This is a genomic window from Streptomyces sp. CA-111067, from assembly GCF_050956065.1.
Classification (GTDB): Bacteria; Actinomycetota; Actinomycetes; order Streptomycetales; family Streptomycetaceae; genus Actinacidiphila.
This window is the reverse complement of sequence record NZ_CP192103.1, coordinates 4,095,935-4,121,240: the sequence shown is the minus strand read 5'-3', so window position 1 is coordinate 4,121,240 and position 25,306 is coordinate 4,095,935. Positions and strand designations below refer to the sequence as shown.

Annotated in this window: 17 protein-coding genes; 6 read left to right on the top strand and 11 right to left on the bottom strand. The window is 71.9% G+C overall.

Annotated features, from left to right (window positions below; translation table 11 throughout):
• Positions 1-9 precede the first annotated feature (9 nt).
• Complete coding sequence (locus ACQPW6_RS17820; RefSeq protein WP_433890623.1) at positions 10-756, top strand: hypothetical protein; 747 nt, start codon at positions 10-12, stop codon at positions 754-756.
• Between the two features lie 214 nt (positions 757-970).
• Positions 971-3,190, top strand: a complete 2,220-nt coding sequence (locus ACQPW6_RS17815) for an NADP-dependent isocitrate dehydrogenase (protein WP_433890622.1) — start codon at positions 971-973, stop codon at positions 3,188-3,190.
• Positions 3,191-3,288: 98 nt separating this feature from the next.
• Here the strand turns inward: ACQPW6_RS17815 and ACQPW6_RS17810 are convergent, their stop codons facing one another.
• The gene (locus ACQPW6_RS17810) at positions 3,289-3,903 is read right to left on the bottom strand and encodes a hypothetical protein (RefSeq protein ID WP_433890621.1); all 615 of its coding nucleotides are present in this window, start codon (positions 3,901-3,903) and stop codon (positions 3,289-3,291) included.
• Between the two features lie 242 nt (positions 3,904-4,145).
• Between ACQPW6_RS17810 and ACQPW6_RS17805 the strand changes: the two genes are divergently transcribed.
• Both ACQPW6_RS17805 and ACQPW6_RS17800 read left to right on the top strand, forming a co-directional pair.
• Positions 4,146-5,129, top strand: coding sequence for an ArsR/SmtB family transcription factor (locus ACQPW6_RS17805; protein ID WP_433890620.1), 984 nt, complete (start codon positions 4,146-4,148; stop codon positions 5,127-5,129).
• 124 nt (positions 5,130-5,253) lie between these two features.
• Positions 5,254-5,835, top strand: coding sequence for a 3'-5' exonuclease (locus ACQPW6_RS17800; protein WP_433890619.1), 582 nt, complete (start codon positions 5,254-5,256; stop codon positions 5,833-5,835).
• Positions 5,836-5,957: 122 nt separating this feature from the next.
• Here the strand turns inward: ACQPW6_RS17800 and ACQPW6_RS17795 are convergent, their stop codons facing one another.
• Both ACQPW6_RS17795 and ACQPW6_RS17790 read right to left on the bottom strand, forming a co-directional pair.
• On the bottom strand, positions 5,958-6,167 hold the full coding sequence (locus ACQPW6_RS17795; protein ID WP_433890618.1) for a DUF397 domain-containing protein: 210 nt from the start codon (positions 6,165-6,167) through the stop codon (positions 5,958-5,960).
• Positions 6,164-6,994, bottom strand: a complete 831-nt coding sequence (locus ACQPW6_RS17790; protein WP_433890617.1) for a helix-turn-helix domain-containing protein — start codon at positions 6,992-6,994, stop codon at positions 6,164-6,166. The genes ACQPW6_RS17795 and ACQPW6_RS17790 overlap by 4 nt, the downstream gene beginning before the upstream one ends.
• 217 nt (positions 6,995-7,211) lie before the next feature.
• Between ACQPW6_RS17790 and ACQPW6_RS17785 the strand changes: the two genes are divergently transcribed.
• Together ACQPW6_RS17785 and ACQPW6_RS17780 are read left to right on the top strand one after the other, a co-directional pair.
• Entirely contained in the window at positions 7,212-7,880 is a 669-nt protein-coding gene (locus tag ACQPW6_RS17785) for an ATP-binding protein (protein ID WP_433890616.1), read from the top strand.
• 11 nt (positions 7,881-7,891) lie between these two features.
• The gene (locus tag ACQPW6_RS17780) at positions 7,892-8,512 is read left to right on the top strand and encodes a hypothetical protein (protein WP_433890615.1); all 621 of its coding nucleotides are present in this window, start codon (positions 7,892-7,894) and stop codon (positions 8,510-8,512) included.
• Here the strand turns inward: ACQPW6_RS17780 and ACQPW6_RS17775 are convergent, their stop codons facing one another.
• The 8 genes from ACQPW6_RS17775 to ACQPW6_RS17740 all read right to left on the bottom strand — a co-directional run bounded on the left by ACQPW6_RS17775 (position 8,513) and on the right by ACQPW6_RS17740 (position 25,300).
• Entirely contained in the window at positions 8,513-9,475 is a 963-nt protein-coding gene (locus ACQPW6_RS17775; protein ID WP_433890614.1) for a formylglycine-generating enzyme family protein, read from the bottom strand.
• A gap of 22 nt (positions 9,476-9,497) precedes the next feature.
• Positions 9,498-11,840 (bottom strand): arylsulfatase, encoded by a 2,343-nt coding sequence (locus ACQPW6_RS17770; RefSeq protein WP_433890613.1) that lies wholly within the window; start codon positions 11,838-11,840, stop codon positions 9,498-9,500.
• A gap of 93 nt (positions 11,841-11,933) precedes the next feature.
• A complete protein-coding gene (gene fxsT, locus ACQPW6_RS17765) occupies positions 11,934-14,978 on the bottom strand; it encodes an FxSxx-COOH system tetratricopeptide repeat protein (protein ID WP_433890612.1) in 3,045 nt (1,014 codons plus the stop codon).
• 91 nt (positions 14,979-15,069) lie between these two features.
• Positions 15,070-18,027 carry an FxSxx-COOH system tetratricopeptide repeat protein gene (gene fxsT / locus ACQPW6_RS17760; RefSeq protein WP_433890611.1) on the bottom strand — a complete coding sequence of 986 codons (2,958 nt, stop codon included), beginning with the start codon at positions 18,025-18,027 and terminating at the stop codon, positions 15,070-15,072.
• Between the two features lie 115 nt (positions 18,028-18,142).
• A complete protein-coding gene (gene fxsT, locus ACQPW6_RS17755; protein ID WP_433890610.1) occupies positions 18,143-22,027 on the bottom strand; it encodes an FxSxx-COOH system tetratricopeptide repeat protein in 3,885 nt (1,294 codons plus the stop codon).
• Positions 22,024-22,998, bottom strand: coding sequence for a hypothetical protein (locus ACQPW6_RS17750; RefSeq protein ID WP_433890609.1), 975 nt, complete (start codon positions 22,996-22,998; stop codon positions 22,024-22,026). Before ACQPW6_RS17750 ends, fxsT (ACQPW6_RS17755) begins: the two co-directional genes overlap by 4 nt.
• Entirely contained in the window at positions 22,995-24,035 is a 1,041-nt protein-coding gene (locus ACQPW6_RS17745; RefSeq protein ID WP_433890608.1) for an AAA family ATPase, read from the bottom strand. The genes ACQPW6_RS17750 and ACQPW6_RS17745 overlap by 4 nt, the downstream gene beginning before the upstream one ends.
• The gene (locus tag ACQPW6_RS17740; protein WP_433890607.1) at positions 24,032-25,300 is read right to left on the bottom strand and encodes a toll/interleukin-1 receptor domain-containing protein; all 1,269 of its coding nucleotides are present in this window, start codon (positions 25,298-25,300) and stop codon (positions 24,032-24,034) included. Before ACQPW6_RS17740 ends, ACQPW6_RS17745 begins: the two co-directional genes overlap by 4 nt.
• Positions 25,301-25,306: the final 6 nt, after the last annotated feature.

The window sequence follows — 25,306 nt, the reverse complement described above, 5'->3', positions numbered from 1 at the left end:
TGGGGGATCATGCGCATCAAGATGCTTTCGCTCAAGGCTGTCGCCGTCGCCACACTGGCGACCGTGGCCGGCACGCTCGCGCTGACGGGAACCGCGCAGGCCGACACGAAGTCGCCGCGGGCCGCGGCGACGATCTCGATCGCCACGAACAAGCAGACGTACTACTACAACGACAACGCCACGGTCACCGCGCACATCGGCGCGACCGTCAGCCGGACGCTGAGCATCGTCGCGCAGCAGTACGGCGGCGGGAAGGTGACCATCAAGAAGGGCACCGTCGACTCGCACGGCAACCTCACCACCACGTTCCACGTGACCCGCAGCACCAACTTCAGCGCGGTGTTCGGCGGTGACAGCAAGTACGCGCCCAAGACGGTGACGCTCGGTGTCCGCTCGTACGCGAAGGTGGGCCTGACCCAGGGCCGCTACATCAGCAGCGTGAACGTCGGCAGCACGCCGTACAAGCTCTACCACTCGTACACCAACCCGCTGATCAAGGCCGTGGTCCAGCCGACCCACGCCAACGAGTGCGTCTCGTACTTCGCGCAGATCTACACCCGCGGTGCCTGGCGCAACCTGACCACCGCGTCCTGCGTGCGCACCTCCTCCGCGAGCGCCGCGTTCGCCGAGCTCACCGGCAGCCACCCGACGAACCTGCACTACCGGGTCCGCGCGGAGTTCGTGCACCCCGCCAGTGACGGTGCCAACGTGAACACGTACAGCTACTGGACGTACTTCGCCTTCACCAGCCGCTGAGCAGCTTGAGCAGCCGCTGAGCAGGCCGGCCGGCCGCTGAGCAGGCTGACCGCAGCGTCCACGAACCGCGCCGACCCGGGAACGTCCGGGTCGGCGCGGTTCGTCGTTGCCCCGTTTGGGCCGCCGGTGGGCGGCCGGAGTATCTTGATGTCGAGACACAAACGGAAGACAAGCGGACCGTAGAGAACCGTAGAAGACACGAAGCGGAGCATCGGTGACTGACTCGACCATCATCTACACGCACACGGACGAAGCCCCCGCCCTGGCGACGTACTCGTTCCTGCCGGTGGTGCAGGCGTACGCGGCCACCGCGGGCGTCACCGTGGAGACCCGCGACATCTCGCTGGCCGGGCGGATCGTCGCGAGCTTCCCCGAGTGGCTGGAGGAGGGGCAGCGGATCTCCGACGACCTCGCCGAGCTCGGCGAGCTGGCGAAGACCCCCGGTGCCAACATCATCAAGCTGCCGAACGTGTCGGCGTCGATCCCGCAGCTCAAGGCCGCGGTGGCCGAGCTCCAGGCCCAGGGCTACGCGCTGCCCGACTACCCCGACGACCCCAAGTCCGACAAGGACCGGGACGTCCGGGCCCGCTACGACCGGGTCAAGGGCAGCGCGGTGAACCCGGTGCTGCGCGAGGGCAACTCCGACCGCCGGGCGCCCGCGTCGGTGAAGAACTACGCCAAGGCGCACCCGCACCGGATGGGCGCCTGGACGCCGCAGTCCAAGACGAACGTCGCCACCATGGGCGTGGACGACTTCCGCTCCACCGAGAAGTCCGCGGTCCTCGCCCAGGACGACGTCCTGCGGATCGAGCTCAAGGGCGACGACGGCTCGACCACCGTGCTGCGCGAGTCCGTCCCCGTGCTGGCCGGCGAGGTGGTGGACGCGGCCGTGCTGCGGGTCGCCGCGCTGCGCGAGTTCCTGACCGCCCAGCTGGCCAGGGCCAAGGCCGAGGACGTGCTGTTCTCCGTCCACCTCAAGGCCACCATGATGAAGGTCTCCGACCCGATCGTCTTCGGCCACGCGGTGCGCGCCTTCTTCCCCGACACCTTCGCCCGCCACGGCGAGACGCTGGCCGCCGCCGGGCTGAGCCCGAACGACGGCCTCGGCGGCATCCTCAAGGGCCTGGACGCGCTGCCCGAGGGCGACGAGATCAAGGCGTCCTTCGACGCCGAGCTGGCCGCCGGCCCCGCGCTCGCCATGGTCGACTCCGACCGCGGCATCACCAACCTGCACGTCCCCAGCGACGTCATCGTGGACGCGTCCATGCCGGCCATGATCCGCACCTCGGGCCACATGTGGGGCCCGGACGGCAACGAGGCCGACACCCTCGCCGTCATCCCGGACAGCAGCTACGCGGGCGTCTACCAGGTCGTCATCGACGACTGCCGGGCGCACGGCGCCTTCGACCCGGCCACCATGGGCTCGGTGCCGAACGTCGGCCTGATGGCGCAGAAGGCCGAGGAGTACGGCAGCCACGACAAGACCTTCGAGATCCCGGTCACCGGCAGCGTCCGGGTCACCGACCGGTCCGGGGCCGTCGTGCTGGAGCAGGCCGTCGGCGCCGGCGACATCTTCCGGATGTGCCAGACCAAGGACGCGCCGGTCCGCGACTGGGTCAAGCTCGCCGTCTCCCGGGCCCGCGCCACCGGCGCCCCGGCCGTCTTCTGGCTGGACGAGAGCCGCGCGCACGACGCCCAGCTGATCGCCAAGGTCGGGGAGTACCTGCCCGAGCACGACACCGAGGGCCTGCGGATCGAGATCATGACGCCGGAGGACGCGACGCGCTTCTCGCTGGAGCGCATCCGCCGCGGCGAGGACACCATCTCGGTCACCGGCAACGTGCTGCGCGACTACCTCACCGACCTGTTCCCGATCCTGGAGCTGGGCACCAGCGCCAAGATGCTGTCGGTGGTCCCGCTGATGAACGGCGGCGGCCTGTTCGAGACCGGCGCCGGCGGCTCCGCGCCCAAGCACGTGCAGCAGCTGCTCAAGGAGAACTACCTGCGCTGGGACAGCCTCGGCGAGTTCCTGGCGCTCGCGGTCAGCTTCGAGCACCTGGCGCAGACGACGGGCAACGCGCGGGCGCAGATCCTGGCCGACACGCTCGACCGGGCGACCGCGACGTTCCTGAACGAGGACAAGTCCCCGAGCCGCAAGCTCGGCGGCATCGACAACCGCGGCAGCCACTTCTTCCTGGCCCTGTACTGGGCGCAGGAGCTGGCCGCGCAGACCGAGGACGCGCAGCTCGCGGCGGCGTTCGCGGCGCTGGCGGGGACGCTGGCGGAGCAGCAGCAGACGATCGTGGACGAGCTGATCGCGGTGCAGGGGTCGCCGGTGGACATCGGCGGGTACTACCAGCCGGAGCCGGCCAAGGCGGCGGCCGTGATGCGGCCGTCGAAGGTGCTGAACGAGGCGCTCGGGACGCTGGGCTGACCGCTCGCCGTTTTTTGAGGTGAAGAAGGGCCCTGACCGTTCCCCTGGAGCGGTCAGGGCCCTTCGCTTGTGTGGTGCCGGGCTTCTCGGTGGCCGGGTCAGGACAGCGTCTTGCAGAGGTCCTCGTACGGGCCTGCCAGTGCCAGCAGGGAGCGGGTGGTCTGCCCGTTCACCGTGGTGATCTTCACGGACATGAACGGGCCCGCGATGATCCACTTGTTGTGCACGGGGCGGTCGGCGGTGTGGAAGCCGGCCGACCAGTCGTTGCCGCTGAGGATGTACGAGTCCGGGTCGGGATACGTGATCACGCCGTCGCCCGAGATGTTCCGCTCGACGGTCTGGCCGGTGTCCAGGTTGGTGGTGCGCTGCACCAGGGGGCCGGTCTCGGTGGCGAACACCGGGTCGCCGGCGGCGTCCACCCAGGTCTTCATGGTGAGGTCGTCCACCGGGAAGTCGGTGTGCGAGGGGAAGGCGCAGACCTCGCCGGCCGGGTAGTCGAACGCGGTCTCGGTGGGGTGCGTGATGATCGGTCCGCGCGCGCCGGGAGGTGGGCTCGGCTGTGCGGCGGCGGGCGTGCTCGTTTGTCCGGCGGCCGGGGGTGTGCGCGCCTGCGCGCCGGCCGGGGGTGTGCGCGCCTGCGCGCCGGCCGGCACGGCGAGGAGTGCGGTGAGCGCGCTCGCGAGCAGTACGACGTTCCTGGTCCGTAGCCGCATGGCCATCCCTCGTTCCGGTCGTGGCTGGCTGGTTCCGACGGCACCGGCCGCCCCCTGTCCGGCCGGCGCCGTCCCTGGGGGCACGCTGCCATGTACAAAGGGGGGAGGGACATACGTTTCGGCGGTGCCCGAAAGGCCGGGGTGGACGGGCAGGGGCGGCGGCCGGGCGTCCGGGATCCGATCGTCCGGGATCCGACCGTCCGGGATCCGACCGTCCGGGATCCGCCGTCCAAGGGGGAGCGGTGCGCATTCACTTCGGCCTGACCGATCTGGCCCGTACCCGGCTGGCGGGCGCGCCGAGCCCGCTCACCGCCGCCACCCTGAGCGTCTTCGGGCTGTCCCGCCGCCCCGGGCGCGGCGACCTGGACGGCTGGCGGCGCAGCGTGCGGGCCGAACTGCCCGGCGCCGCGCTCGCGGTCTTCGGCAGCCTCGCCCCGGTCGAGGCCGCGCACCCGGCCCCGCGCTTCCTGCGCCCGCCCGCCGGACTGCCCACGCTGGACGAGGAGTTGGAACGCCTGCTGCGCACCCCGCGCCGCGAGATGCGCGCGGACCTGGCCTACGTGGCGCGGCACCGCCCGCTGCCCGGCTGGACCCGCGCTTTCGCCGACGGCGACCGGGGCGCGGCGACCGGCCTGGCCCAGGCCGTCCGCGACTACCACCGGGTGGCGGTGGCCCCGTACTGGCCGGAGCTGTCCGCACTGCTCGCGGCCGAACGCGCCTCGCGGGCACGCCAGTTGGGCGACGGCGGCATCGAACGGCTGCTGGCCACGCTGCACCCCCGGATGCGCTGGCGGCCCCCGTACCTGGAGATCGACACGGTGTCCGAGGGCTCGTACGACTACCGGCTGTCCGGCCGCGGCCTGCTGCTCGCCCCCGCCGCGTTCACCTCGTACGTCCCGTGCGACCCCGACGAGGAGCAGCCGACCCTCTACTACGAGGTCACCAGAGACCGCCCCCTCCCCGAACTGACCGGCCCGCACGACGGCCTCGCCGCCCTCCTCGGCCACAGCCGCGCAGCCGTCCTCCAGGTCATAGCCGAGGGCGTCTCCACCGGCCAGCTGGCCCGCCGCGTCGGCCTCTCCCCAGCCTCAGCAAGCGAACACGCGACGATCCTCCGGAGGGCGGGCCTGATCACCACCCACCGCACCGGCCGCACCACCCACCACACCCTCACCCCCCTAGGCGCCGAACTCCTCCTCCACGCCGCAACCCCCGAGGTTCCCTGACCCGGCGACGCAGCCTCGTTACTACTTGCAACACGCCCTCGGGTTCCAGGTGCACGACGTACGGCACCCGCACCGGGAGCGGCGACATGGCCGAGCTGAGATCGGCTGGAAGGCGGCACGCACGATGGCTGACTGGACGGAACTCCCCTACGCGGTCGTTGACGTCGAGGGGAACGGCCACCAGCCGCCCGACCTCGTGGAGTTGGCGGTCGTCCCGATTGTCGGCGGCGTCGTCGGGGCGCCGGTGTCGTGGCTGGTTCGCCCTGACCAGGCGATCACGCCGATGGCGCAGCGCGTGCACGGCATCAGCAACAAGGCCGTGGCCGACGCCCCGGTGTTCGCGGACATCAAGGACGACGTGCTCAAGGCGTTGGACGTCTCGGCCTTCGTGGCGCACAACGCCCACGTGGATGCCAACGTCCTCCGCCGCAAGATGCCCGGCTGGACGTGCCCCGAGGTCTTCGACACGCTCAAGCTCGCCCGACGGCTCCTGCCCGGCCAGCAGAGTTTCCGACTGGTCTCGCTGGCCGAGGCGTTGCAACTCGCCGAAGGCCTGCCCCCCGGCATGCGCCCCCATCGGGCCGACTACGACGCTTTGGTCGCGGCCCGCCTCTTCGTCCACCTCGCCACGGTGGCCGGCTCGCTGGAAGAGCTGCGCGGTCTCCCGCCGGGCGGGGGCCCCGATGAAGCTCCGACCCTTTTCTGACCCGCCCGCGCTGTGTCCGTCACCGCGCCCGTCCCAGCGCCGCTCGGGCCCGGACCACCCCGTGTTCGGAGCCGAACGGCCCGGCTATCCGTCCGCCACGGGTAGCGGGCCGCCGTCGAGGGTCAGGTAAGGGGGAACTCCCCGGCTTTGACGCCCGCGACGAAGAAGGCGAACGCGTCGGCGGGGAAGGTGAGGGCGGGGCCCTCGGGGTCCTTGGAGTCCCGGACGGGCACGACGCCGCGCGGGGCGATGAGGTTGCCGGCGACCTCGATGCACTGGCCGCCGTTGCTGCTGTACGAGGACGTGAACCACTGCGGGGTGTCGGTCGTCACGGGGTGCCCTTTCGTAACTGTTCGATCATGGCCACGGATGTCGTTTGCGACAGTGCTTCGGCCTGTAGCTGATGGTAGGCCGTCAACATGGGCTGAACGAAGCGCGTATCGCGCTCCAGCAGCCCCTGCTGCGCGGACTCCGAGTAGGCAATCTGTGACCGATCCGGGAGCATCAGGAGAGTCACCGGAAGGTCGAACGCGCGGCGCTCGCCGAGATCGAACGGGGCGATCTGGAACACAGTGGACGGCAGCTCGGCGAACGCAACGAGCTTGTCCAACTGGGCAGCCATGACTTCAGATCCGCCGACCGGCCGCCGGATACAGCTCTCGTCCAGCACCGCATAGACGAATGGCGGGGGTGTCCGCCCTAGCGCCGCTTGTCGCTCGGCAAGAAGAGCCAGCCTTTCCTCTGCCTGCTGCTCCGTGATCGACCCCCGCCGCAAGGCGCCCGTGGCGATGGCCGCCGCGTATTCCGGTGTCTGGAGTAGACCCGGAACGATCCCCAGTTCGAAGAGGCTGATCTCTGCGGCCCGTAGCTCCTGCCGTACGTACTCCTGGAACCCCTCCAGCAGCGCCGTGTTCTGTAGCGCACTCACCATGCGCTGAAACTTGTCGCCGGTACCGAACGCCCTGTCAGCACTTGCCGCGAAGCGACTAGTTGGAGGGCGGCGACCAGTTTCGACGGCGGAAATGTGGGTTCCGGTGCACCTCATGCGAGCGCCCAGGTCGTCCTGCGTCCATCCGTTCTCGTCTCGAATTTGCCGCAGACGCTGCCCGAACCGGGCCGCTGGAGACGCATCGAGGTCTAGATCCTTCCGGTTCACCATGCAGAACCCCTAACTCTCCGAGCAAAATGCGCAAGTTGATGACAGCGCGACTGTAGACCACTCTGGACAGCCCTGGTAGTCGTACCGCTACGGAGAGGAGCGGATCATGCTCTCTAACCCTCACCTCAACCTCAACGCGTTACCCCCACGGGTACCTGAACCCGTGGGACACGGGGAGTGCGCGGCCCCCCAACCCGCGTGCCGGGTACCCCTGGTCGTGGTTGCGGCCTGGCCGTGCGTCGCGGCCTCCGTGCCGGCCGCGCGGCACGACTTGCGGGCCGTTCTCGCCGACTGGGGGGTGGCCGAACTCTGCGATGACGCCGAGCTGGTGTTGAGCGAGTTGCTGACCAACGCGGTCAACGCGGGTGGGCACGAGCGGGAGATCGAGACCCGGTACGAGCGTGGCACCGTGGGCGTGCGGCTGGAGATCGCGGACGGCAGTCCCGCCGACCCGGACATGCGGAACGCCGCGCTGGACGCGGAGAGCGGCCGGGGGCTGGCCCTCGTGCACGCGGTCACCGGGGGGCGTTGGGGGTTCGCCGACGACCCGGTGACGGGCGGCAAACGAGTCTGGGCCCGGGTCGTCGGAAGCGTCGGGGCCGGCCGAACCGTGAGCCATGGGGCCGCGCCCGCACCCCGTACCCGGCGGCGCCCGAAGCATCTCCGCCAGGACCCGGCCGCCGTGACGTGGGCGCGGGAGAAGTGCGAGCTCACCAGACGCGCGCTCGCCGACGCCGGCGGTATCTCCCCGGTGCTGATGGGCGAGATCGAGTCGGGATGGCGAAGTGCGACGCCGCCCAATCTCCGGCGGATCGCCGACGTACTCGGCTGCCCGGTGACCGCCCTGGAACGCCAACGTCCGCGCGCCGGGCGGGGAGAAAGGTGACCGGGCGCGCCATGGTCACCGTTCCCTACATTTCCACGTGGAGCGAGGAGACCACCGAACGCCCGCACCGGGTCATGGATTTCCTCGGCCGGGTGGCGTACCACGACGAACGGCCCACCGACCGGGACGAGCACGGCGTGCTGTGGAACCGCATCGCCCACCAACCCGGCCAGGGCGAACCCCAGTTGGGGAAGGTCCACTCCCTACGCCAACGCGAAGTCATGACCGGGCTGCGCTGCCAAGTCTGCGCCGGACCCGCCGACCGCAACGACCAAGGCGTGCTGTGGCTGCTGCACGACGACCGGGGCGGCCCCGACGACTGGCCCGGCTGGCCCAACGACATGGCCGCCGTCCACCCCCCACTGTGCCTGCCCTGCGCCCGCAGATCCGTCCGCATGTGCCCCCACCTCACCAACACCTACGTCGCCGTCCGCGTCAAACACCACCCCATCGTCGGCGTCTACGGCGCCCTCTACGACCCCCGCAACCCCCACCGCCCCCTCACCGACGCAATCGTCGCCTACCACCACCACGAAATCCGCTGGACCATCGCCTCCCAACTCGTCCGCACCCTCCACGGCTGCCACCTCACCAACCTCGACGACGAGATGGCAACCCATCGAGCAGGCTGATCACCCGGCGGCCCCGGCCGGGGACGGCACCCGCCCCTCTCGCGAGGCGGCGCCGGACACGCAGCGGAAGCCGAGGTGGCAGGTGGAGGTGTCCTCGGTCTGGCGCTGGCGGGCCGCGGGGCGGTAGCGCAGGCAGTAGTTGGGGGCGCAGAGGTAGGAGCCGCCCTTGATGACCCGGGGGATCAGCCGCGCTGCCTCCGCGTCCGCACCGGGCCCCGCGGACTGGACGGTCTGCGGCATGGCGGGTGCGCAGCACGCCGCGGGGGCGGCGCCTCGGTGCCTGGGGAAGTAGCGATCGGCGGTCCACTCCCACACGTTGCCGGTCATGTCGAACAGGCCGTATCCGTTGGGCGGGTAGCTGCCGACCGGCGTCGTGTCCGGCTGCGCGCCCTGCCCGCGGGCCGGCTGGAACTGCCAGGGGAACTCGCCGGCCCAGGTGTTGGCCATGCGCCGGCCTCTGGGCTCGAAGTCGTCGCCCCAGCTGTAGGTGGCGGCGTGCAGGCCGCCGCGGGCGGCGTACTCCCATTCGGCCTCGGTGGGCAGCCGCTTGCCGGCCCACCCGGCGTAGGCGAGCGCGTCGGCGTGCGCGACCTGGGTGACGGGGTGCTGGTCGCGGCCGTCGAGACTGCTGTCCGGGCCGAAGGGGTGGCGCCAGTCGGCTCCCGGGACGTAACTCCACCAGTGCCGCCAGTCGTCAAGGGGCACCGGTCCCCGCGTGCGCCGGAACACCAGCGCGCCGGGGACCAGTTCGGCGGGTGCGGCACCGGGATAGTCCGCCGGGTCGAGCGGCCGTTCCGCCACGGTGAGATAACCGGTGGCCTTCACGAACCGGCGGAACTGCGCGACGGTCACCGGGTGGGTGTCGATCGCGAATTCCGGCACGCTGACCTGATGGGCCGGCTTCTCCTCGGGAAAGAAGTTCTCGCAGCCCATGGTGAACGTGCCGGCCGGCACGTTCACCATCCCGCGTGGAGGGCGTCCCGTCTCAGTCGCGTCGGAACAGGGCCTCGGATTCGCGTTCGAAATCAATGCTGACGTCGTCCCCGGTCGTGACCACGACGTGGTCGATGGTGGCCCCGGTCAGCATGAAAGGCGACCGGTAGTCAGAAGATACCGGCTGGCCGCGGTCCCGCCCCACATTCGTTCCCTCGCCGGAGAGGGAGAAGAACGCCGGCTGCACTTTGATCTCGCTTTCCGCCACCACGTCACCGTCGATGAGCAGCCGTGCCGTTCCGGTCGGCGACGGCCCGTCGGTGCCGCTCTTCACGAACTCGGCGCCGACGACGATGGTCCGGCCTGTTGCCACCGGCTTGTCGGACACAAGCTTTTGTTCGAGCTCGCCGAGCCAGTTGTAGACGTAGTGCGGGACACCGTCGAGCAGGTAAAGGGAATGGCCGCCGAAACGGCCGCCGCTGGCGAACAGGATGCCGGCGGCCCCCGGATCGTCCACGGTGAGGGTGGCGGAGACGGAGAAGGAGCGCCCGATGATGACGAAGGCCCGCTCGGGGACCTCGGCGCCGCCCGGAAGGAGCATCAGCCGACCGGAGGTGTCGGCGACACTCGGCTGGTCGATGTTGTTGAGGTCGGCCGCGGTCCGGTCGTCGAGCGGGTATCCGTTGAACGAGGCGGCCTGCTCGTCCCACAGGGCGATCAGCTCGGCCAGCAGTTCCGGCTTCTCGGCGGCCAGGTCGTCCATCTGGTTGCGGTCGTGGTCGAGGTGGTACAGCACCCACTTGTCCTCGTCGAAGTGCCCCCAACCGGACGGGGCCGGCGGGTGGATGGTGCTTGCCTGCCAGCCGTCCCGCCAGATCGCGCGGGTGCCCAGCATCGAGTAGAACTGGGTGTGCTTGGGGCTGCTGCCCTCGGGGCCGCGCAGGACGGCGCCCATGTCCACCCCCTCGATCGGGCTCTGCTTCACCCCTTCGAGCCGGTCGGGCGCTTCGACCCCGAGCAGCCCGTACAGCGTGGGCACCACGTCCATGGCGTGCATGTACGCGTGGCAGACACCGCCCTGGTCGGGCAGGCCCTTCGGCCAGGACACGATCATCGGGTCCGCGGTGCCGCCCTCCCAGGAGGCGTGCTCCTTGTACATCTTGAACGGCGTGTTGAAGGCCATCGCCCAGCCGTTGGAGAAATGCGGATGGGTCCATTCGGTGCCGAGCTGGTCCAGGTGCCGGATGTTGTCGTCGAGATTCTCCGGGACGCCGTTGTACCAGCGGTTCTCGTTGACCGACCCCTGCGGACCGCCCTCGGCGGAGGCCCCGTTGTCCGACATCGTCACGATGACGGTGTTGTCGAGTTGGCCGGTGCGTTCGAGGAAGTCGAGCATCCTGCCGATCTGCGCGTCGGTGTAGCTGGCGAACGCCGCGTACACCTCGGCCTGCCTGATCAGGAGCTTGCGCTCGTCCTCACTGATGTCGGCCCACGGGCGTACGACCTCAGAGTCGAGCCACGGGGTGCCGTCCACGCTGGTCTCACCCGCCAGCGGATTGATGTCCGGCAGCTCCAGGTGCTCGGGCACGATGCCCAGCTGCTTCTGGCGGCGCAGCACGATTTCCCGGTACTTCTCGTAACCCATGTCGAACGTGCCCCGGTAGCGGTCCGACCACTCGCTGAAAACGTGGTGCGGGGCGTGGCAGGCGCCCGGCGCGAAATACATCAGCCAGGGCTTTCCCGGGGCGGTGGCCCGCGAGTCCGACAGGAACTCGATCGCCCGGTCGGCGAGGTCCTTGGACAGGTGGTACCCGTCGTCAGGGCCGGCCGGCGCGTCGACCTGGTGGTTGTCGTACCAGAGGTCGGGATACCACTGGTCGGTCAGTCCGCCGAGGAATCCGTAGAAGCGGTCGAATCCGCGCTGCACCGGCCAGGTCCGCTTGGACGCCCCCATGGACATCTCCGTCGCGGGCGACAGATGCCACTTGCCGACGGCCATCGTGTTGTAGCCGCGCGCCCGGAGCGTCTCGGAGATGAAGCCGTTCTCCCGGGGGATCACACACGAGATGTTCGGGAATCCGTCCGCGAACTCCCCGATCGTCGACATGCCGTTGGAGCCGGGACTGCGCCCGGTCAGCAGACTCGACCGGGTGGGCGAGCACAGCGCCGTCGTATGGAACTGCGTGAACCGCACTCCGCGGTCGGCGATGCGCTTCATATTCGGCATCTCGATCAGGCCGCCGTAGAGATCCCACGACCCGAAACCCATGTCGTCCCAGACGATGTAGAGCACATTCGGCGCCCCTTCCGGCGCCTTCGGCTCCGCGAACGGGGTCCAGTCGGGTACGGAATCACGGACGTCATGAGCGATCTTGCCGGCATATTCTGGCGCCACTTGTCTCTCCCATGCTGAGGAATTCGCACGGTAGCATCGTGGTGCCCTGTGCCATGTCGGGAATTACCCGGACGGCGTATCGGGGAAATGCCGCTACGTCGGCTGCGGTTCGAAATCCCAGTACGGGCGCGCTCCCGAGCGCATGTACACCGTCTGTTCGTGGTCGCTGCCGTACTCCGCGGACAGCACCGACACCGCTGCCCGCTCCAGCGCGTCCGCCTCGTCGTCGCGGCCCAGGGTGCGGAGGTCCTGGGCCAGGCCGGCGCGGAGGTTAAGGGAGAGGACGTGGCGGTCGCCGACCGCGGTGATCGCTCGGGCCAGGGCGTCGCGGCCCAGGCGTTCGGCGGATTCCGGGTCGCCTACCGCGGCCATCGCCGCCGTGCAGTTCATCGCGCAGCCCACCGTCCATACGTGGCCGCGGCCGATCGTCTCCTCCAACTGGCGCATCGACTGCTCGGCCAGGTCGCGGGCCGCTTCGAGTTCGCCGTCGTCCAGCATCAGCATCGCGTTGTTGTTGCGGGCGCCGATCGCGTACGGGTGGAGGGCGCCGAGGCGGTCGGCGTAGGTCTGGGCGCTCGCCTCGGCCAGGCCGCGGGCCTTGGTGCGTTCGCCGAGGACGCGCAGCAGCATCGAGTAGTCCAGGGAGACCATGAGGACGTCAGGGTGGTCGGCGCCGCTGAGGACCAGGAGGCGGCGGCGGGCCTCGCGCATCTTCTCCCGGGCCGGCTCCAACTCGCCGTCGCGCCGCAGGCAGAGCGCCAGGTTGTGCTCGGCCAGCAGGGTCTGCCGGTGGGCCTCGTCCAGGGTTCTGCGCAGCAGGTGCACGTTGTAGTCCTGGAGGCTGCGGGCCTCGTTCAGCCGGCCGAGCAGCCGCAGCATCCGCGCGGTGTAGTAGCCGGACTGGAGGGTGCGGCGGGCCCGCGAGCCGAGCAGTCCCACCCGCCGTTCGTACACGTCGCGGTGTAACTCGCAGGACTCCGCGTAGTGGCCCTGCATCCCGGTCGCCAGCGCGAGGTTGGTGCGGAACTGCAGGGTCTGCGGAACGTACCGCTCGCCGAGCCAGTCCGCGGCCTCGCGCGCGGCCTCCTCGTACAGCCCGCGCGCCTCGTCGTACCGGCCGCGCGCCATCAGTGTGGCGCCCAGCCCGTCCTTGGCGCGCAGCAGCTCGATGCCGTCCTCGACGCCCGTTCCCGCGAACAGCGCCAGCAGCTCCCGGTCGGCCTTCTCGGCCTCCTCGTAGCGGCCGAGGCCGCGCAGCATCCGCGCCTCCTGGTACGCGGCGGCCAGCACGCGCTGCTCGGTCGGCGCGAAGACCTGCCGCCAGCGCTCCAGCACCTGCCGGGCCAGCGCCCAGCCGTCCTGGTACTCGCCGCGCACCCGCAGGTAGTCGATGCAGTGCAGCAGCAGCCGGTGGACGTCGGGGTCGTCGGATTCCAGCGCGCCGGACGGTTCGAGGTGCGGCAGGATCTCGGCGTAACGGCGCCAGTTCCAGGGGGACTCGGGCTCGCCGGGGTCGGCGCCGACCAGCACCCGCGCGGCCGTCGCGGAGTACGCCCGCTTCTCCTCCGGGGTCAGCCCGTCGCGGATGAACCGGCGGAAGCTTCGGTGCATGCGCAGCGACATCACGCTGGTGGAGTCCTGCTGCGGCTCTGTGCCGAACTCCACCCGCATGGACGTCAGTTCGGAGATCGTCAGCAGCGCGGTGTCCCGGCTGCTCGCGTCCGTGATGAGGGAGGCGAGCCGCGGCGGCAGGTCGCTCGGGCGGGCGGAGTGCAGCAGCCGGACCGGCAGCATGTCGGGGGAGAAGAACGACAGCAGCAGCAACAGCTCGTGCACCCGCGGGGACCGCTCAGCGAGCCCGGTGAGCGTCCGCTCCCACACCTGGCGGTGGGCCGACGGCGCCTGCGGGGGTGTCCGCGCCGGCACCGACTCCCCGGCCCGAACGGCCCCGACGCCCCCGCCTCCCCCACCGGCAGGCTCCGCCCCGCCGTCCCGCGCCCCGGCCCCGCCCAGAACCCGCACATAATCCGCGATGTCCGTCGTCGGATGCGCGTCGATCCACGCCGCACTCTGGTCGATCACCAGCGGCAAGTCCCCGAGCACAGCGGCGAGTTCCGCCGCCTGCGCCTCGTTCAGCCGCGGCGCCCTGCGGCACGCGAACGCCACGCTCTCGTCCCGGTCGAACGGCGGCAGCTCGCGCGGCTGCACCCCGAGCCGCGTCCACCCGGTGTTCTGCGCCGTGATCAGCACCTGCCCGCGGCCCGCGGGCAGCAGCTCCGCGATCCCGTCGATGTCCTCCGCGCCGTCGAAGACCACCAGCCAGCTGCCCTTCGGGTCCTTCTCCAGGGCCGCCCGCACCGCCTCGATCTGGCCGGTCAGCTGGTCGCCCTCGCCGAGGCCCACCTCCCGGGCCAGCGCCGCGAACGCCTCCCGCGCCGCCGCCTTCGTCGCGGCCGGCACCCACCAGGTCACGTCGTACTCGCCGGCGAACCGGCGCGCGTACTCGGCCGCGGACTGGCTCTTGCCGACCCCGGGCGGGCCGTGCAGCAGCACCCGGACGCCCGCCCCGTTACCGGAGTTGAGCATGTCGTGCAGCTCGTTCAGCAGGTCCTCGCGGCCGGTGAAGCGCGGGTTGCGGCGCGGGGTGTTCGCCACGGCCGGCGGGTCCTCGGGGTAGCGCGGGCTCTCGTCCTGCCGCTGGTAGGGCGAGGACGGCACCCGCCCGACCACCTTCAGCAGCCGGCGACGCGCCTCCTCCGGGCCGACCCCGCGCAGGGTGACCGCGCCGAGGCTCACCGACTCGTCCGGCAGCGCCCGGGTGGTCACCGTGACCGCGCCGACCCGGCCCCGCAGCCGGGGCATCACCTCGCGCAGTACCTGGGCCCACTCCCGGCTGCGGCCGGTGTCGAAGCGCAGGTACCAGTCGTCGAGGACGAGCAGCACCCGGCCGGGCTTGGCCAGGAACTCCTGCAGCTGCGACACCTCGGGCAGGTGCCCGAACGGCCGCCAGCGCACGTCGTCGACCGTCCAGCCCTCCTGGGCGAGCACCCATTGGATCCACTGCGCCCAGCCGTTGCTGATCCCGGCGTAGACGACGGATACGTGAGGGGGGTCGGTCGCGCGCACTGTGGTCGTCATCAACGGGCTCCTGGAGATTCGCGGAAACCGGCGGCTCACTGCAACAAATACCCTAGTTTTTCGTACAGTTGCGGTCACGAGAAGCGCGGGATCAGATCGGTTGCGGCTCGAAGTCCCAGTAGGGCCGCACCCGGCGGCGGGCGTCGCGGGCCTGCGGGTGGTCGGTGCCGAGGGTCTGGCCGAGCACCTGGACCGCATCCCGTTCGTACGCGGCGGCCTCGGCGGCCCGGCCCAGGTTGCGCAGGTCGTCGGAGAGCGCCGTCTTCGCCGCCAGGGTCAGCGGGTGGGTGGGGCCGACCAGCCGGGTGGCGCGCCGCTCGGTCTCGGCGCTGAGCCGGTACGCGCCCTCGTTGTCGTACACGCGGCTGCGGGCGCCGCAGACGTTCAGGGCGCAGCCCAGCACCCACGGGTGGTCGTCGCCGAGCGCCCCGGTCATGGAGCGCAGCGCCGCCTCCGCCAGGTCCAGCGCCTTCTGGTGGTCGCCCGCCTGCCCGAGCGCGAGGCCCAGGTTGCCCAACGTGCCGATGCTGTAGGGGTGTTCGGCGCCCAGTAGGCCGTCGAAGCGGTCCGCGACGGACTCGGAGTGCCGCAGGGCGGCGTTCAGGTCCCCGTACTCGCGCAGGAAGGTCGCGTAGTCGGCCTCCATGATGAGGGTGTCGGGGTGGTCGGGGCCGAGCACCTGCGCGGCCCGGTGGAAGGCGCCCGACAGCCGCTCGCCGGCCTCGGCGAAGTCGCCGGCCCGCCGCCGGGACGCGCCGAGTTGGTGGTCGGCCATGATGGCCTGCGGATGGCGTTCGCCGGAGATCTGCCGCAGGGTGCGCACGATCTGCTCCAGCCGCGAGACCGACTCCGGGTAGTCGCCCATCAGCCGGATCAGCCGTGCGTAGACGGTGCCGGTCAGCAGGGTGAGCTGGTGCCGGGACCGCAGCCGGCGCTGCCGGATCTGCAGCACGTCCCGGTGGATGGCGCGGGCCTCGGTGTAGCGGCCGAGCATCAGCAGGGCCAGGCCCTGGTTGTGCCGGGAGGCCAGGGTCAGCGGGGCCTCGGTGCCGAACTGGTCGGCGAACCGGGCCGCGGCCTCGGTGAACAGGTCGAGCGCCTGCGGGAACCGGCCGAGAGCGAGCAGCGTGCTGCCCAACCCGTCCTTGGCGCGCAGCAGTTCGGGCTGGTCGTCGGAGCGTGCCTCCGCCAGCAGCCGGACGACCGCGCGGCCGAACGTCTCGGCCTCGGCGTAGCGGCCGGCCAGCCGCAGGATGTGGCACAGCCGGTGCCGCAGCGACAGCAGGGCGCCGTGGGCGGGGTCGAGGTCGCGCTGCCAGTGCGCCAGGATCTCCTCGCAGAGCCGCAGCGCGGTGCGGTACTCGCCGCGCACCCGCAGGTACTCCACGCAGTTGAGCAGCAGTTCCTGCACCGCCGGGCGGGCGGAGTCGAAGGCGCCGGCGAACTCCAGGTGCGGCAGCAGCAGCGCGTACCGCTCCCAGTCGCGGGTGTCGCCGGGCCGCCGCGGGTCCGCGCCGACCAGCACCTGGCAGGCGATGTCGGCGTACGCCTGCCGCTCCTGCGCGCTCAACGTCTCGCGCAGGAAGCGGTGGTAGAGCCGGTGCATCCGGGCCTGCTCGACGGCGGGGGAGTCGGCCGGCTCCTGCTCGTAGTCAAGCCGCACCGCGGTGTTCTCCGACAGCCGGCGCAGCGCCAGGTGCCAGGAGCGCTGGTCGTGCACCAACTCGTCGAGTGGGGCGGGCAGTTCGCCGTGCCTGACCTCGGTGAGCAGCCGGACCGGGATCTCGTTGGGCGAGAAGAAGGCCAGCAGGCGCAGCAGTTCGACGGTGTCCTCGTGCTTCGCCCGCAGGGTGGCGAGCGTGGTCGTCCAGGCCGTGCCGAAGCCGAGCGGGTAGCCGCCCTCCGGGGCGTCGGCGAGCAGCCGCCGCACGTAGTCCTCGGGCGGTTCGTCGTTGGCGTTCAGCCAGGCGGCGGTCTGGGAGAGCAGCAGCGGCAGGTCCCGGACGGCCGCGGCGAGTCGGTCGGCTTCCGCCGCGGTGAGGCGAGGGGCCCGGCGCCGTACGTAGGCGACGCTCTCGACGCGGCTGAAGGGCTGGATGTCCAGGACGTGGGTGCCGGGCACCGCGGACCAGTCCCGAGTGGCGCCGGTGAGCAGCACGTGCGCGCGGCGGTCCGGCAGCAGGTCGGCCAGCTCGGCGGGGTCCTCGGCGCCGTCGAAGACCACCAGCCAGGTGCCGCCCGTGCCGGCCCGGGACGCCTCGTGCAGGGCCCTGATCCGCTCGCCGATGCGTTCGCTGACCGGCAGGCCGAGCAGCGGGGCCAGCGCGGCCAGCCGCTCGCGGGCGCCGGCGCGGTGCGTGGCGTCCACCCACCACACCACGTCGTAGTCGTTGCCGAAGCGGTGGGTGTACTCGGCGGCGATCTGGGTCTTGCCGGTGCCGCTGCCGCCGCTGAGCACGACCCGGCCGGCGGCCCCGGCCGCGCCGGCCGTCAACAGGCTTTGGATGCGCTCCAGTTCGGCGTCCCGGCCGGTGAAGCGCATGTTGCGGCGGAAGGTGTCGACCACCGCGGGCGGCTCGTTGGGGAAGCGCGCGCCGGAACCGTCCGCCGGCACCGGTGCCTCCGCCGCGTCGATGGAGAGCCTGCGCAGCAGCCTGCGGACGGCCTCCTGCTCGTCCAGGTCGCGCAGGTCGGCGGGATCGAGCAGCGACACGGCGTCCGGCACCTCGCGGGTGGCGACGGTGACGGCGGTCAGCCGGTCGGCGTGCCGCGGCACGGCCTGCCGCAGCACCCGGTCCCAGTCGGCCTCCGGGACCGGCCCGAGGCCGAAGTACCAGTCGTCCAGCACCAGGACGACGTTCCCGGGCCCGGCGAGCAGCGCGCCGAACTCGTCCTCGAAGGGCACGTCCGGCCGCGGGCTCCAGCGCCGCATGGCCGCCTGGTGGCCGCGCCCGGTGAGCTGGTGGGCGATCCAGGCCGCCCACGGCCGGTTGAACCCCGCGTAGCTGATGGTGAAGTGCCGGCCGTCGGCCGTGCTCCGGCTGTCCATGCGCCTGGTCTCCTTGGGCGACCGCCGTACCCGGGTCCGGCGTCCTGGTGAGGGTCAGATGGGCTGCGGTTCGAACCGGTGCGGGCCGGATCGGCCGCGGCTCGAACCGGTGAGGTCAGATCGGCTGCGGTTCGAAGTCCCAGTGCGGCCGCTTCAGCGCCTCCGCCGACCTGGTGTGCGGGTGCTGCGGCCCGAGGCTGTCGCGGAGCCGGGCGACGACGTCGAGCCGCAGCTCCTCGGCCTCCTCGGTCCGGTCCAGGGTGCGCAGGTCGCAGGCGCGGGCGGTGGCGGCGGCGAGGCTGAGCGGGTGTCCCGCGCCCAACTGGCGGGCGGTGGGCTCGATGAGGTCGGTGTCGTGGGCGAGCGCCTGCTGCGCCTGCCCCGAAAGGGCCAGCCCAGAGGCCAGGTTGAGCCGGCAGCCGAGCGTCCACGGGTGGTCGTCCCCGACGGCGCGGACCATCTGCCGCCAGGAGGTGTGCGCGGCGGCGTCGGCCTCGCCTCGCTCGTCGCCGTCGGACCACTGGGCGAGCGCGAGGTTGCCGAGCGAGCCCGCGGTGTAGGGGTGGTCGGGGCCGAGCAGCCGCAGGTAGCGCTCGTAGACGGTACGGGCCAGTTCGTGGGCCTGCCGCGGGCTGGTCGAGCGCAGCAGCGCGGCCTGGTCGGAGGCCATCATCAGCGTCTCCGGGTGGAGTTCGCCCTGCGCCTGCCGGGAGCGTTCGACGACACTGGTGAACAGGCTGGTCGCCTCGTCCAACTGGCCGTCCCTGCGCAGGCATTGGGCGAGGTTGTGCTCGGCGCGCAGGGTCTGCGGATGGTGCGGGCCCAGCACCCGGCTGTGCAGCCGGGCGTTCGGCTCCTGCACCGCCAGCGCCTCCCGGTAGCGGCCCAGCAGCCGGGTCATCCAGGCCAGGCAGAGGCCGGAGTACAGCGTCCGGAAGTGGTCGGCCCCCAGGCTGCCGCCGCGCAGCTCGAACAACTCGAGGTGAATCTGCAGGGATTCGGCGTAGCGGCCGAGCAGGCCCAGCGTCAGCGCCATGTTGCCCCTGGCGCTGACGACGTAGGGGTCCTGCGGTCCTGACCGGTTCGCGTAGCCCCGCCAGACCTCCTCGAACAGGGCCCGGGACCGCTCGAACTGGCCGAGCGCCATCAGGGTGCCGCCGAGGCCGTCCTTGGCACGCAGCAGGTTCGGGTCGTCGGACTCCGCGCTGCCGGCCAGCCCGTCCACGACGGCCCGTCCGACGGCCTCCGCGTCCCGGTAACGGCCCACCCGGCGGAGGATGTTGGCGTGCTGGTGCCGCAGGATCAGCATGTCCGGGTGGGTGTCGGGGTGCCGCGGCCCCCAGCGGGTGACGGCCTGCTGGCACAGCCGCAGCCCGGTGTCGTACTCGCCCCGCAGGACGAGCGTGTCGACGCAGTCAAGGACGAGCTTGCGCACCTCGGGTTCGTCGCGGTCCAGAGCGCCGGCGTAGTCCAGGTGCGGGATGAGGCGGGTGTACGCGGGCCACTCGCGCTGGTCCCGGGGCCGGCCGGGGTTGGCCGCGGCCAGCACCCCGCAGGCCACGGCGGTCAGCGCGGTGCGGCGCGGGCCGCTGAGGTTGCCGCGCACGAAGCGGTGGTAGAGCCCGTGCATCCGGGCGGTCTCGACGCCCCACTCCCGCGACGGGTCCTGGGAGTAGTTCAGATGGATCGCGGCGAGGTCGGCGAGCCCGGCCAGGGCGTTCTCCCAGCGGGTGGAGTCCGACACCGTGCTGGCAAGGCCGCCGGGCTGGAACACACCGGGCGGGGCGGCGGCGATCAGCCGCAGCGGGATCGCGTCCGGCGAGAACATCACCATGAGCTCGATCAGTTCGGCCGACTCGGGGTTGCGCTGCCTGAGGGTGCTGAGCAGCAGCCCCCAGGCCCGTACGAAGCCGTCGGTGTAGTCGGGCTCGGTCCGCACCGCGAGCTCTTCCGGTGACTGCCGTTCCAGCGCGTCCAGGTAGTCGTCGACCGGCTCGTCGGGGTTCGAGCTCAACCAGCCGGTGGTCTGGGCCAGTACCAGCGGCAGGTCCTCCGCGGCCTCGGCCAGCCGGTCCGCCTGCGGGCCGGTGCTGTGCGGTACCCGGCGGCGGATGAAGGCCGTGCTCTCGGTCCTGGTGAACGGGCGGACGGTGAACTCCTGGAAGCCCAGCATGACGGCCCAGTCGCGGCTGAGGCTGGTGACCAGCACGTCGCCGTGCCCGTCGGGCAGCAGGTCGCGGATCTCGCCGACGGTGTCGGCACCGTCGAAGATCAGCAGCCAGCGCCGGCGCGGCTCGCTGCCGGCGCCGCGCAGGGTGCTCTGCACGGCGCGGACCCGTTCGCCGACGTCACGGCCCACCGCGATGTGCAGGTGGGCGGCCAGTGCCGCGAACTCCTCGCGTGCGGTGGGTCCTGAGGTGACCCACCAGACGATGTCGTACCCGTCGCCGTAGCGGTGCGCGTACTCGGTGGCCAACTGGGTCTTGCCCACGCCCGAGATGCCGTGCAGGACGACCCGGGCGCCGGTGGGGCCGGGGTCGGCCAGCAGCTCCGACAGCTCCTCCAGGTCGTCCTTGCGGCCGGTGAACTGGGTGTTGCGCCGGGGCGTCTCGCGGGCCCGCAGCGGGTCGTTGGGGAAGCGCGGGCCGTCCGGGTGCGGCGGGTCCTCGCCGGGATCGACGCCCAGCGTCTCCAGCACTCTGCGCCTGGCCTGGCTCTCGTCGAGTCCGGCCAGGTCCACCGGGCGCAGCAGCGCGGTGGCGCCCGGCAGCGGCTCGCTGAGCGTGATGGCCGCGAAGCGGTCCCGGTTCGGGGCGACGACCAGCCGGAACGCCTCGGCCCACGCGGCCTCGTCGTGCAGATCGGGCCGCAGCGCCCGGTCGTTGATGAGCAGCAGCACCTGGCCGGGCGCGGCCAGCAGCGAGCCCAGCGACTCGGTGGGGGTGCGGGAGGCGGTGTCCCAGTGCAGCAGGGTGGTGGTCTGGCCGGCCGCCTCGATCAGATGGGCGGCCCACTTCGCCCAGGGGCGGCTCTCCCCGGCGAAGCAGATGCTGATGTGCCCGGTGGCGCGGTGCCCCGCCGGCTCGTCCCCCTCGGAGGTGGGCCCGCCACCCCAAGAGTCGTCAGGCAGGGGGGAGTCGGGCTGCGTGACGACCGGGGAGGGCAGCGCGTACGTCGATCCGTCCGCGGTGTGCAGCCGGCCGCCCTCCGGCCCCACCCACTCCTCCACGGACGCGTCCCGGCCGACGAGGATGGTCCGTACGGAGTTGGCCGTGACCAGCTCCACGATCCGCGGATCGGTGTCGGGCACCATGACGGCGAACTCGTCGGGCCCGAACGGGACGTCGCTGAGCCGGAGTCGGGGCCCCTCCCACGCCAGGTGCAGCGGCGCCTTGGGCAGCCCTTCCGCGATGACGGCGGCGTCGCCGAGCGCGAGCCGCGGCGGGCGCGGCCCGGCCGGCGGGTCCTGGTCCAGCCGCGCGGCCGACAGCGTCAGCAACTGCCAGGCGGTGGTGGAGCGTTGCACGCGCTCGGGGAACGTCTCCCACGCCTCGGTGAACCACAGCGCGATGCCGTCCCGCTCCTCCTCCACCAGGGCCCGCAGGGCCGGCCGGAGCGCCTCGTCGATCTGCCAGTCGGCGTCCGGATCGCCGCTGACCGCGCGCCAGTTGGCGGTCTCCTGGGCGATCATCGCGGGGGACTCCCCGACCCGCAGCTCCACGAAGGTGGGCCACAGCCGGTGGACGGGGTCGCCGTCGGCCGCCTGGCGCAGCTTCGCGGACAGTTCGGCCCGCAGTTCGCCGAGCAGCTGCGGGTTGAGAACGACATGGCCGTAGCCGCGGTGGGCGACCAGGCCGCCGAACCAGAAGTCCACCTCGGCGGCGACATCGAGGCCGGGCGCCGCGCGCAGCCGCACCGCCCGCATCAACTCCGGTTCGATCCGGGCGGCGATGCTGAGCAGGACCGCTAACTCCCGCCCGGGGCCCGGCTGCCCGGTCACGGCCTGACCCCCGACGCCTTGCCCACGGTGGTGCCGCGGTCCCAGGCCAGCGTCGGCAGCAGCCCGCGGGCCCAGCGCGGGTGGTAGCGCTCGGGCAGCGGCACCAACGCCACCGGTTCGCAGCCGCGTTGACGGATCATGTCGATGGTGGCGCGCCACTCCTGCTCGGTGGCCCGCCACGGGTTCATGGCCGGACCGCCGGCCCCGAGGTCGGACAGGATCAGCACCCGCACCCGCGGTCGCGGCGGCCGGTAGGGCCGCCGCCAGGTGACCCGGGAGCCGGGGCCCGCCCCGCGCAGGGGGACGTCGGCGAAGCGCAGCACCTGCGTGCCGGTGATCCCGGCCAGCGCCCTGACCTGGCCGACGACCTCTTCGACATCCCGCGCGAAGGGCTCCATCGCGCCCGAGGTGTCGGCGAGTATCTGCACGCCGTAGCGCAGCGTGGGCAGCGGCAGCCGGGGGAGGTCCGACAGCGGGCGGGCGTGCGCCAGTTCCTCGGTGGCGCGCTCGACGTCGAGCTCGCCCTCGTCGGTGACCCGGGACAGCACCATGCTGAGCAGCGCGGCCGTGGAGCGCGGCGCGAGCAGCGACAGGTGCGGGGGCCGCCTGGCCCGGTCCCGTCCGCCGGGGCGGGGCAGCGAGGGGGTGGCCCAGTGCAGCGCGGGCCGTTCCGCGTCCTGGACGGGAACGAGGACGTTGACGGTGTCGGCCCGGGCCGGCCGCCGGCTGCGGCCGAAGACCGACGGGTCGTCGGCGGGACGCGGCAGCGCGGGGTCCTCGTCGTCCTCCCGGGCCGGCGCCTGCCGGGCCGGGGCGCCGTCGCCGGGCGGCTCGGGGCCCGCGCGCCGGGGGTCGGCCGGCCGGCCGCCCATGCCGAGCAGGGCGGCGATCCTGCCGTACTCCGCCGGGGACCCGGCACCCAGCGCCCTGGCCGCCCTGACCACGTCGCCGAGCCAGATCTCACCGGTCATGCCTGGTCACCGGCCATCTGCTGCGGCTTGAGCAGGACGTTGCGGGTCAGCATCTCCCACTCGGCGCCGCCGGGGCGGATGTTCAGCGTCCGGCAGGCGCGCAGCGCGTCCAGGTACTCGGCGGTGCTCGGCCGCCGCACATCCCGCCGGTCGGCCTCCTCGCGCACCTCCACCAGCTTGTCGGCGATCTCCTCGGCCAGTTCCTCGTCCTGCGGGGTGAGCCCTCCGGGCCACGTCCGCATGTGCTCCTTCGCGATGCTGATGAGCATGTCCCGGCCGTGCGCGGGCAGTTCGTGCACCACGCAGCGGCGTAGCAGCGCCTGCGGCAGCTCGCGCTCCTCGTTGGTGGTGAAGATGACCAGGTGGTGGGTCTCCACGGCGTCTTCGACGGCGTCCTTGGCGGCGGGCCGCGCGGCGGGGTCGGGCCGTTCGGTGCGGATCTCCTCGCCGATCTCGGTCACCAGGAACTTGTGCAGGCCCAGCGGGACGAGAAGGCTGTTGGGCACGTCGGGATCGGCCTTGTCGATCTCGTCGATGAGGACGACGGCGTGGTCGGGGCTGCGGTCGCGGTTGTCCTCGGACGGGTCGGGGCACGGATCGGGGATCTCGGCGTCCTCCCGCCTGCCCCTGCGGCGCGCCGAGCGGGGCGCCAACGCCCACCACAGGACGCCCGGTTGGATGTACGCGGCGTCGTCGGGCCGCTCCCCGGTGCGGCCTGCCACCTGCGCGTCGCCGAGCCTGCGGACGCTGTCGAAACTCCACAGCAGTTCACGCGGCTGGGTGCGGTAGGTGACCACGTGCTCGTAGTAACGCCAGCCCCGTTGGCGGGCGATGAACGGCGCCAGGGAGGACTTGCCCGACCCCGGCATGCCCCGTAAGAGCAGCGGGCGGCCGGTGGCGAGGGCGACCTTCACCGCGAACTCCAGGTCGCCCGGCATGACGTAGACGTATCCGTCGCCGCGGTCCGGCGTGTCGAGCCATTCCTGTTCCGCGGCGCCGTCCGACGGCTGCCCCGCACCGCTGTGCTGCTCGCTCACCACGACCTCCCGTTGACCGTACCCACCTTGTCGGCCACGCGCAGTACGGCGGACTTGACCACATTCTCATGACTCGCCTCGAACGGTGGATCGAGAACCAGCACTTCGTCGGGACTTCCCGGCCAGCGCTCCCGCGCGTTCGCGCCCCGGCCGGGAATGACCAGCACCTGCATCCAGGGGACCTTCTCGTGCAACTGGGCGATGACCCGGTGCACGATCCGCAGATCGCACCGCTTGGCGTCGAGCAGCAGGAAGAACCGGCCGAAGCCGGCCGGTTCCTTCAGGGCGCCCAGCTCGTCGTGGGGTTCCAGGCCCAGCGCGGCCTTGACCGCGCCCTCGCACTGGTGGAGCAGGTACGACTCCGGGTCGTCCTCGCCCAGCGGCCGTCCCACCGCCTGCGCGATGTAGTAGCTCCTGCTGTTGACGCAGAACGCCCGGTCCAGGTACTGCTGCCCGATCAGCGGGCTGTCGACGTTGAGGATGATGACCCGGCGGACCGAGCCGTCCGTGTCGCGCACGATGCGCCGGGCCTCGTCACGGTCGACCCAGGCCGGGAAGACCATCGTCGCCAGCAAGGCGGTGCGGCGCGGTTCGAGGCCGCCGTCCAGCGCCGCCAGCAGCGTCTTGAGCAGTTTGGCGATGTCGTGCGTGTCGAGCATCTGCGAGGCGAGCAGCACCGGGGCCATCCCGGGGACCAGCTCGGTGTGCTCCTCGGCGGGGATCTCCAGCTCCTGGGCGATCTCGGCGAAGGTGGACTCGTGCTTGATCTCGGAGAGTTGGATGGCGATGTTGCGCAGCCAGCTGCTCACCGCGTCGTTGCCCGCCCGCAGCACCTTGGGGAACATCGCGACGAGCCGGCCGACCTCCGCCGCCGAACCGGCCGAGCCGCCGGGACCGATCTTCTCCAGGTCGTCCTCGGCCAGATAGCCGATCTCGGAGTTCCGCAGCTCCTCCGGGCTGACCGCGCCCACCAGCACGGTGACCAGCACCATGGCCGGATTCAGCGTCTTGCGCCAGTGCAGGATGTTGGTCTCGCGACGCACCCAGTCCGATGTCAGGGCCGCCTTGTTGACGAGGACGAGGGCCGCGTCGCACTCCCCGAGGAAGCAGGCGAGCTTCAACTGCCAGGGACGGCTGGGCCGCCGGATGCGCACATCGAGCAGGACGTCGTACTCCCGGCCCTTGAGGCCGTCGGCGATGCCGTCCCTCAACCGGGCGGTCCTCTTGTCAGAACTGGTGCTGTGGCTGATGAACAACTTGACCACCCTCGC